An 8,608-nucleotide genomic window follows, 5' to 3' on the forward strand; every position below is an offset into this window, starting at 1 on the left:
GACATCATTGTGCGCCACATCCTGCCGAACGTGATCGGCCCGGTCGCCGTCTATGTCACGCTGACCATCCCGGTGGTGATCCTCGCCGAAAGCTTCCTGTCCTTCCTCGGCCTCGGTGTGAACGAGCCCCTTACCTCACTTGGCGTGCTGATTTCGGATGGCGCACACCGGATGGAAGAAAAGCCCTGGATGCTGCTGGCACCCGCCGTCACGATGGCAGTCACCTTGTTGTGCCTCAACTTTATCGGTGACGGCCTGCGCGATGCGCTGGATCCGAAAGACCGCTAGACAGTTTTCACCTGGCACCTGGACAGACTGGACCAAATGCCCGCCACACAGGGAAAATCTTGGTGTTCAGGGTGGCCTTTGCTGGTGCGCTGAGGCAAGAGATTCGCGGGTAATTTGAAAGAGCAAACGATGGCAAAATCGATGACCAGCATCGTTCCGGTACTGATGTGCGGTGGAGCAGGCACGCGGCTCTGGCCGCTGTCGCGAAAGAGCTATCCCAAGCAATTTGTTCCCCTGATCGGCGATACATCCCTGTTCCAGGCATCCGCGCTGAGATTGACCGGAGGCGCCTTCACGCCGCCGCTTGTCCTCACCAATGCGGATTTCCGGTTCATCGTGCAAGAACAGCTCACCGACATCGAAATCGATGACGCTTCCATCATGATCGAGCCAGACGCGCGCAACACGGCCCCGGCAATCCTGGCGGCAGCACTGCATCTGCAAAAGACCCAACCAGATGCCCTGATGCTGATCGCACCATCCGACCATGTCATCCCGGACAGTGATGCATTTCTGGAGTCAATCAATGCGGCCGTCGATGCGGCCCAAAAAGGCCAGCTCGTCACGTTCGGAATCCAGCCCACACATCCCGAAACCGGATACGGATATCTGGAGCTCAGCAAGCCGGTGGAAGACTACAGTCTGTCCCCCATCAAGTTGAAGCGTTTCGTGGAGAAGCCCTCTGCGACCAATGCCCTTAAAATGGTGAATAGTGGTGACTACCTCTGGAACGCAGGGATCTTCCTGTTCAGCGTCAAAAGCATTGTCGAAGCTTTCCAGAAACATGAACCGGGCATGGTTGAATGCGTGAGCAAGTCTGTCGATGACCTGCAGATGGATCTCGGCTTTATGAGGCTCGATCCGGAGAGCTGGAACCGGGCCCAGTCGATCTCGATCGACTATGCAGTCATGGAACGCACCGAAAATCTTAGCGTCGTGCCATTTTCGGGCGGATGGTCAGACCTTGGCGGCTGGGACGCCGTATTGCGCGAAACCGGGCCGGACAAGCATGGGGTTTCGACCAGCGGACATGTCACGGTCATGGATTGCCAAGACTCCCTGATCAGGTCCGAAGATAATGGACTGGAAGTCGTCGGTATCGGCCTGAAGAACATCATAGCCGTTGCCATGCCGGATGCGGTGCTGATCGCGGATGCGTCCCGCGCACAGGACGTGAAACTGGCCGTTACCGAGCTCAAGGCCAAACAGGCACGCCAGGCCGAGCAATTTCCGCGGGACTATCGCCCCTGGGGCTGGTTTGAGTCCATTGCGATGGGCGAACGTTTTCAGGTCAAGCGCATCCAGGTAAAGCCGGGCCAGTCGCTGTCCCTTCAATCGCACCATCATCGCGCCGAGCACTGGATTGTCGTATCCGGAACAGCCAAGGTCACGATCAATGAGGACGTCAAGCTCGTCACCGAGAACCAGTCCGTATACATCCCTGTAGGATCCGTTCACCGGCTGGAAAATCCGGGGAAACTGCCCGTCGTCCTAATCGAAGTTCAAACTGGCAGCTATCTCGGTGAGGATGACATCATACGATACGAAGATAAATACGCGCGCGATTAGAGTCTGCGGAGTCGAACTTATTTGAATTCGAATGAATCTGCACCTTGCGGCACGAGGTGCGGCACTCTTATCTAAAGAGTTCCCCCATTTCAGACCCGAGGATGCCCGTTGGAACTCTTTGTCTTCCTTTGCAGCCTCATCATATTTGTCAGTTTTGCGCTGATGCCGCTGGCAAGGCGAGCAGGAGCTCCATTTCTCTTGATCGCACTTCTCATCGGCATGCTGCTGGGAGAAGATGGTCCAGGCCGTATTCAATTCAGTAATTTCAACTTTGCGTTCGACCTTGGCAGCGTGGCCCTGGCCGTCATCCTGTTTGCCGGCGGATTGGAAACTGGACGCAGCGTCTTCCGTTCCGCTGGTGCGCCGGCATCCCTACTCGCAACCATCGGTGTGCTGATTACAGCAGGCATCACGGGTGTTGCGGCCTGTCTATTCATGGGACTGCCCTGGCAAGTTGGTCTATTGCTTGGCGCAGCGGTCGCCTCTACCGACGCGGCCGCGACCTTCCTTCTCGTTCAGCAAAGCGGCATAGCCCTGAGACAACGCCTGAAGGATACGCTGCTGTTGGAATCCGGCCTGAACGACCCGATGGCCATTTTCCTGACAGTGTCGCTTACCACGCTGGTCGCCTCCATACAGACCAATGCGCCGGCGGACCTCCCCGGCATGGCTCTGTTTCTGCTCATGCAAGCCGGTATCGGCATTTTGGGCGGCGTCCTTGGCGGCAGGCTTCTGGCCCGCATTCTTGATCGCCTTTTCCTGCCAATGGGCACGTATCCCATCATGACCCTTGCAGGCGCCCTCGTCATCTTTACCGGCGTGTCGCTGGTTGGAGGCAGCGGCTTCCTCGCGGCATATCTTGCCGGCGTCAGTTTCAAGGCCAAACTGAAGCGACCAATCGATCGCATTGTCGACTTCAATGAAGCCTTCCAGTGGCTCTGCCAGATGGTGTTATTCCTGACCCTCGGTCTGCTCGTTACGCCGAGTGCGCTGTTAAACGACATCTGGCCTGCCATCGGATGCGCCGCAGTATTGATGCTGATCGCTCGACCGCTCGCCGTATTTGCCAGCGTGGGATGGATGGGCTTTTCCTTCCGTGAGAATGTCTTCCTGAGCTGGGTGGGCCTGCGCGGCGCGGTACCGATCCTTCTCGCGATCTATCCTGTCATCGCACCAGGACCGATTTCAGTTGGCTTCTTCAATGTCGTGTTCGTGATCGTGACAATCTCGCTGACCATTCAGGGCTGGACGATTGCGCCGACAGCACGGCTCCTTCGTCTGGGCCCGGAAGCCCAGACAAAGGAAATAACTGATACCTAGCGCAGCGCGATCTCGATATCATCGAGCAGATTGCGGACCCGTTTGGCATTCGCACCAAGATCAGACAGGCCGACCCGACTGGTTGAGCGCACATCAATGCGGGACCCGCCCTCTTCTGTCGGCTGGATACGGATCATGATGTCATCCTTGAAATCAAACCAGAAGCTCGTTTCGGTTGCCTCGATGCGACCGGCCGTCTCGTCACTGGCAACGATCACCCAACCGCGCTCCTTCACAAGCGTGAGGATGGCCTCGAATGCCGCTTCCGACGGAGCTTGAGTGATATAGGAATCAAGTTTCGGATAAGGAGCGTCCGCACGGTCATCCTGTTGGGTCGGATCGAATTCGGCCTCTTCCTGCAATTCGGACACGAGGCGCCCCGGAGTGCCCGGCCAACGGTCTTCGGCATATTCCGGAACGATTGGTGCAGCTTCGACCGGGTTCATGGCCTCGGTCTCGGCCCGGACGGCGAGCAGGGCATCGCTCGGCATGATCGGGTTGGACCAGTCGGTCTGAACGTCGTGGATCGGCGGCAAGCGGGACGCTTCCCCGCCAAACGCCGCGACGCGCCCAAAGCTGAGCCCGGCAATCAAGAGCGAGGCAAACGCCAGAATGAAAGCGCGTTTCCGGGGTGCTTTGATCAATGAGAGGATCACCGCGATCACTGAGACACCGAGCGCCACGAAGATCAGCTTGAGTCCCCAATTGATCGTCATCAGACCAAGCCCGACCTGCCAGTTCCACAGGCCCAGCTTGGTGCCAAGCGCTGCGATGATGAACCAGAAGACCGTAAAGATCGACAAGGCAAGCGACGCCTTGGCAACCGTGCCGCGCCATCCGGCATCCTGTGTCTGTTCTGTCGTATCCATTGTGTTTCCAGCCCTCTCCGGATGAACCCTGTCACCTGACATAGATCACACTGCCCCTCTCAACCAGTCTCGTGGAACAGATTCGTGCGGAACAGCGTCCGCTCCTGCACGTTCAAACTGAACCTCTTCAACGTCAATTCGAAAGGAAAGACCATGGACCATTCCGGCAGCTATCTCCGCTTCGGCCTAATGATCACGACCTCCGCCATCGTCATGTTCGGACTTATGTATCTAAACACCTATGCCCTGCCCCATGTGCATTGGAGTGAAACCCGCTTCTACATGACCCTCATCATGGCCGCGTCGATGGCGATCGTGATGTTGGCCTTCATGCTCAACATGTACCAGGATAGCCGCAAGAACCTCGCAATATTCGTCGGCAGTGGCCTGCTCTTTGTTACCGCCCTGCTTCTGGTGCGCTCGCAAGCAACGGTAAGCGACCAATCATATATGCGCGCCATGATCCCGCATCATTCCATCGCCATCATGACCAGCGAAAGGGCGGGCATAGAAGACGTACGCGTTCAGCAATTAGCCGATGAAATCATCAAAGCTCAGAAGGTGGAAATAGCTGAAATGGAATGGCTGATCGATGACATCTCCAAAAATGGAAAAGCGGCCACTCCCGAAGAAGCGGCCGCCCGTCCAGTTCCCGAGTTCAGCCCGAACTAGGCCGTCGGCAGCTTGTAGTCCTTGAACTGGTTGCGCAGGGCCAGCTTGTTGATCTTGCCCGTGGCGCCAAGCGGAATTTCATCGACAAAGACGACATCGTCCGGTGTCCACCATTTGGCAATCTTGCCTTCCAGTTGGGCCAGCACGTCTTCCTTGCTCGGCGTTTCCCCCGGCGCGGCTTGAACCACCAGGAGTGGGCGCTCATCCCATTTCGGGTGATAGATGCCGATAGCCGCCGCATTGGCCACTTTCGGGTGGCCGACCGCGATGTTCTCGATGTCGATGGAGGAAATCCACTCGCCGCCTGATTTGATCACATCCTTCGCGCGGTCGGTGATGGTCATCGTGCCATACTCGTCGATATTGGCGACATCGCCCGTATCAAAATAGCCGTCCTCGTCCAGCACGTCGCCGCCGACGCCCTTGAAGTATCCAGCTGCAATCGCAGCGCCGCTCACCATCAACCGGCCAGACGTCTCGCCATCATTCGGCAGCACCTTGCCTTCGTCATCGACGATCTTGAGCTCCACGCCGAATGGCGGGCGCCCNNTGCGACGCTGAACGACGAAAAGCCACCGATCATCGTGATTAACACAAACTTCGAGGCAAAAGGCCCCTTGGATTTTACATTAGATTGTTTCATTTATTCCTCCCTTTTGGTCGTTTTTTCGCGCCCTATGCGCGGTCGCAAACAGGCGGAACATGCGATCCGCAAACCCGCTTGCCTGATTTCAGGCTACGCCAGAAGCACGTCCCCATAGGCTTCCCGCAGCTTGTTCTTCAGCACCTTACCGGTTGCGTTTCGTGGAAGCTCATCCACAAAAACGACCGTATCCGGGATCTGCCATTTGGCGACTTTGTCAGAAAAGAAGGCAATCAAATCCTTCTCTGACACTTTTGCTCCTGGTGCCTTGACCGCGACAAGGACCGGCCGTTCGTCCCATTTTTCATGTTTTGCCGCGATTGCGGCGGCATCCACGATACCGGGATGACCGACCGCGATGCCCTCAAGTTCGACGGTGGAAATCCATTCGCCGCCAGATTTTATGATGTCCTTGGAGCGATCCCGGATCGTCATGAACCCATCGGCATCAATCGAGGCCACATCGCCGGTTTCAAACCATCCATCGGATGCCAAAGTCGTGCCCGGCTCCGCACAAAAGTAGCTGTCTACGACCCAATGGCCGCGAATGCGAAGATTGCCTTGCGCCGCCCCATCCTCGGGAAGTGTGCTGCCTTCATCGTCAACGATCTTGAGTTCCACGCCATAGGGCGGGCGGCCCTGGCTTTCTCGCACTTTCGCCTGCTCTTCCTCGGTCATGCCTGCATGGCGTTCCAGCAAGGCATTCGCGGTCCCGAGAGGCGAGGTTTCGGTCATGCCCCAGGCGTGGACAACATCCACTTCATAATCCTGCTCGAAGGCACGAAGAATCTTCTCCGGAATGGCTGAGCCCCCGATCAGAACCTTCTTCAAGTGCGGCAGCTTGAGATTGTTTTCCTGCAAATGTGTCAGCAGCATCAGCCAGACGGTTGGAACCGCGGCGGTGATCGTCACCTTTTCCGTATCCAGCAATTCATAGATGGATGCGCCATCCATCTGTGCCCCCGGCATTACCATGTTCGAGCCGACAGCAGGACAGGACAGTGCAAGGCCCCACGCATTGGCGTGGAACATCGGCACGACCGGCAGCACCACATCGTCAGCGCCCATGCCCATCACATCCTTGCCCATCGTGATCAGCGTGTGCAACACGTTCGAGCGGTGGGAGTAGAGAACTCCTTTCGGATCGCCTGTAGTGCCCGACGTATAACAAAGGCCACATGCGGTATCTTCCGGGAAGTCGCCCCAGCGGACCTCGGTCGAGCGACCATCAATCCAGATATCAAACGGGATTGCACCGAGAGAGTTTTCCGGCATCGTGTCAGCATCAGCGTATATGACGAAAGTCTTCACCGTCTGCAGATGGTCCTTGATGGCCTCCACAATAGGCAGGAAGGTCTTGTCGAAGATGAGCACCTTGTCTTCGGCGTGATTTGCGATCCAGGCGACCTGTTCAGGGTGCAGGCGTGGATTGATCGTGTGGAGCACCGCGCCAATGCCCATGGCGCCATACCAGGAGGCCATATGCCGTTCAGAGTTCCAGCCCAGCGTCGCCACGCGGTCGCCCAACTGAATGCCGCTATCGATAAGCGCATTCGAGACCTGCTTGGACTGGTCAAAGAGATTGGCATAGGTCGTGCGGACAATATGGCCTTCCACGCGCCGAGTGATGATTTCTCGTGTAGGATTGATGCGCTTGGCGTGTTCGAGGATTTTGTTAACCGTCAGCGGCCAGTCCTGCATGATACCCAGCATGGTAAGTCTCCCTGTAATGTTTTGTCTTCGGCAATAATTGCCTGATTTAGAACCGGTTTATGCGTGCGATTGCTGCAGCGCAAGAAGAGGACCACCCGAATGAACCACTCCGCACTGCTTGTTATCGCTCTCATCCTGCTGTCTGGCTGCGGCCCGTCAAGCGATACCCCACAGTCAGGGGCCGTGGAGCCCGCAATCACCGAAGCTTCTGCGCGCATGCCCCTGCCCGACTATTTCGACTGCCTGCGTGAAAACGGAGGCGTGGTGATCGCTGCGCATCGCGGGGGCCCTGCGCCGGGCTATCCTGAGAATGCCATTGAGACGATGCAGTTCAATTTCGACAACGGGGTCCGGATCTTCGAGATTGATGTCGCCGAAACCCGAGACGGCGTGTTGACCCTGATGCATGATGACCGGCTGAACCGAACGACGACCGGCCGGGGCTATGTCTCCGATATCAGCTGGGAAGAACTGTCGGGCCTGACCCTGGTCGACAATGATGATCGTCACACGCGCTTTAGCCCGCCCAAGCTGACCGACGCCCTGATCTGGGCCCGAAACAGCGGCGCCATTCTGGAACTCGACCGCAAGAAGACTACAAGCTTCGCCAATATGGCCAAGACCGTTTATGCGGCGGGCGCGGAAGAGAACATCATCATGATTTCCTACAATGATGACGAAGCCGCCGAAATCGCAGCCATCGACCCCCATTTCATGATGACCGCCTCGGCACGCGGCGGCCGTGACATTGCGGCACTTGAGGCACGCGGTGTGGACTCCCGTCGACTGATCGCCTGGACCGGCACTGGCCGCCCCGATGCCGCAGCCTGGGATCGCAATGCCCGCAATGATGTCGAATCCGCTTTCGGCACGCTGGGTCGTTCCGGCGAGCGATTGGACGATATCTATCTGGCCGACGGCAACGGATCGGAGTTTCAGGATCTTGCCGATGACGGCCTCGTCATGCTGGCCACTGACCGGCCGCTCGAAGCGGCCGCGGCAATGACCGCAGATGACACCGCCATCGCCGCGTGTGGTGGCTAGGCTCGGGCAGAAACCATCCGTTGCCAGAGCACAAAGATCACAGGCACAACCAGCTCGATACCCAGCGCGACCATCTGGTCCTGCGCGGGCTGACCGACGGTCATCACTGAGACAAGACGACCGAGCCCTCCGATAAAGATGGCTGCGCTAACCACCAGAAGAAGCCGCCCTTGTTTTTCGATGGATGGAATGATCGACCAGATCAGGAAGCTCACCACAAGATACATACCGGAGAAGTACCGATACTGATTGTCCAGTTCTGTCGTGACGCCTGCCGGGGACAATCGTTCCGCCCCGTGCAGAAAGCCCATCAGGGCAAAAATAGCGGGAATGAGTGAGAAAATGCCAAGGGCAATCTGAAGTCCGCGTTTCATTATGTGGTGTACCTCCCCTAACGGCGCATCGTTTCCGTACGCCCTGCCGTCACTTACTCACGGCAAATGTCTGGTGACAATGATTGACGCAACGTCTTCCCAGACGTATGAGGCGC

At 57.3% G+C, this 8,608-nt stretch carries 8 protein-coding genes and 1 pseudogene; 5 read left to right on the top strand and 4 right to left on the bottom strand.

Annotated features, from left to right (window positions below; translation table 11 throughout):
* The 3 genes from B4F73_RS10815 to B4F73_RS10825 all read left to right on the top strand — a co-directional run.
* Window positions 1–288 (top strand): ABC transporter permease subunit (locus B4F73_RS10815; RefSeq protein ID WP_290483244.1); only part of this gene is annotated, 288 nt, incomplete at its 5' end.
* Window positions 289–417: 129 nt separating this feature from the next.
* Window positions 418–1,857 carry a mannose-1-phosphate guanylyltransferase/mannose-6-phosphate isomerase gene (locus tag B4F73_RS10820; RefSeq protein ID WP_290483245.1) on the top strand — a complete coding sequence of 480 codons (1,440 nt, stop codon included), beginning with the start codon at window positions 418–420 and terminating at the stop codon, window positions 1,855–1,857.
* Between the two features lie 108 nt (window positions 1,858–1,965).
* Entirely contained in the window at window positions 1,966–3,177 is a 1,212-nt protein-coding gene (locus B4F73_RS10825) for a potassium/proton antiporter (RefSeq protein ID WP_290479826.1), read from the top strand.
* Here the strand turns inward: B4F73_RS10825 and B4F73_RS10830 are convergent.
* Window positions 3,174–4,046, bottom strand: a complete 873-nt coding sequence (locus tag B4F73_RS10830; RefSeq protein WP_290483246.1) for a DUF1499 domain-containing protein — start codon at window positions 4,044–4,046, stop codon at window positions 3,174–3,176. The two genes, B4F73_RS10825 and B4F73_RS10830, sit on opposite strands and share 4 nt — an antisense overlap.
* 153 nt (window positions 4,047–4,199) lie before the next feature.
* Here B4F73_RS10830 and B4F73_RS10835 point away from each other — a divergent pair, with 153 nt between their 5' ends.
* Entirely contained in the window at window positions 4,200–4,718 is a 519-nt protein-coding gene (locus B4F73_RS10835; RefSeq protein ID WP_206991163.1) for a DUF305 domain-containing protein, read from the top strand.
* Here the strand turns inward: B4F73_RS10835 and B4F73_RS10840 are convergent.
* A pseudogene (locus B4F73_RS10840) lies at window positions 4,715–5,272 on the bottom strand (AMP-binding enzyme); the annotation flags it as partial. The gene B4F73_RS10835 and the pseudogene B4F73_RS10840 sit on opposite strands and share 4 nt — an antisense overlap.
* 182 nt (window positions 5,273–5,454) lie before the next feature.
* Complete coding sequence (locus B4F73_RS10845; RefSeq protein ID WP_290483248.1) at window positions 5,455–7,074, bottom strand: long-chain-fatty-acid--CoA ligase; 1,620 nt, start codon at window positions 7,072–7,074, stop codon at window positions 5,455–5,457.
* A 99-nt stretch (window positions 7,075–7,173) separates the two neighbouring features.
* On the opposite strand from B4F73_RS10845, the gene B4F73_RS10850 reads away from it, so the two are divergent.
* Window positions 7,174–8,118 (top strand): glycerophosphodiester phosphodiesterase family protein, encoded by a 945-nt coding sequence (locus B4F73_RS10850; RefSeq protein WP_290483249.1) that lies wholly within the window; start codon window positions 7,174–7,176, stop codon window positions 8,116–8,118.
* Here the strand turns inward: B4F73_RS10850 and B4F73_RS10855 are convergent.
* Window positions 8,115–8,492: a DUF4345 domain-containing protein gene (locus tag B4F73_RS10855; protein ID WP_206991165.1), complete on the bottom strand. Its 378-nt coding sequence runs from the start codon at window positions 8,490–8,492 to the stop codon at window positions 8,115–8,117. The genes B4F73_RS10850 and B4F73_RS10855 overlap by 4 nt on opposite strands.
* Window positions 8,493–8,608 lie beyond the last annotated feature (116 nt).

It is taken from the genome of Hyphomonas sp. UBA3601 (assembly GCF_002375605.1).
Taxonomy (GTDB): domain Bacteria; phylum Pseudomonadota; class Alphaproteobacteria; order Caulobacterales; family Hyphomonadaceae; genus Hyphomonas.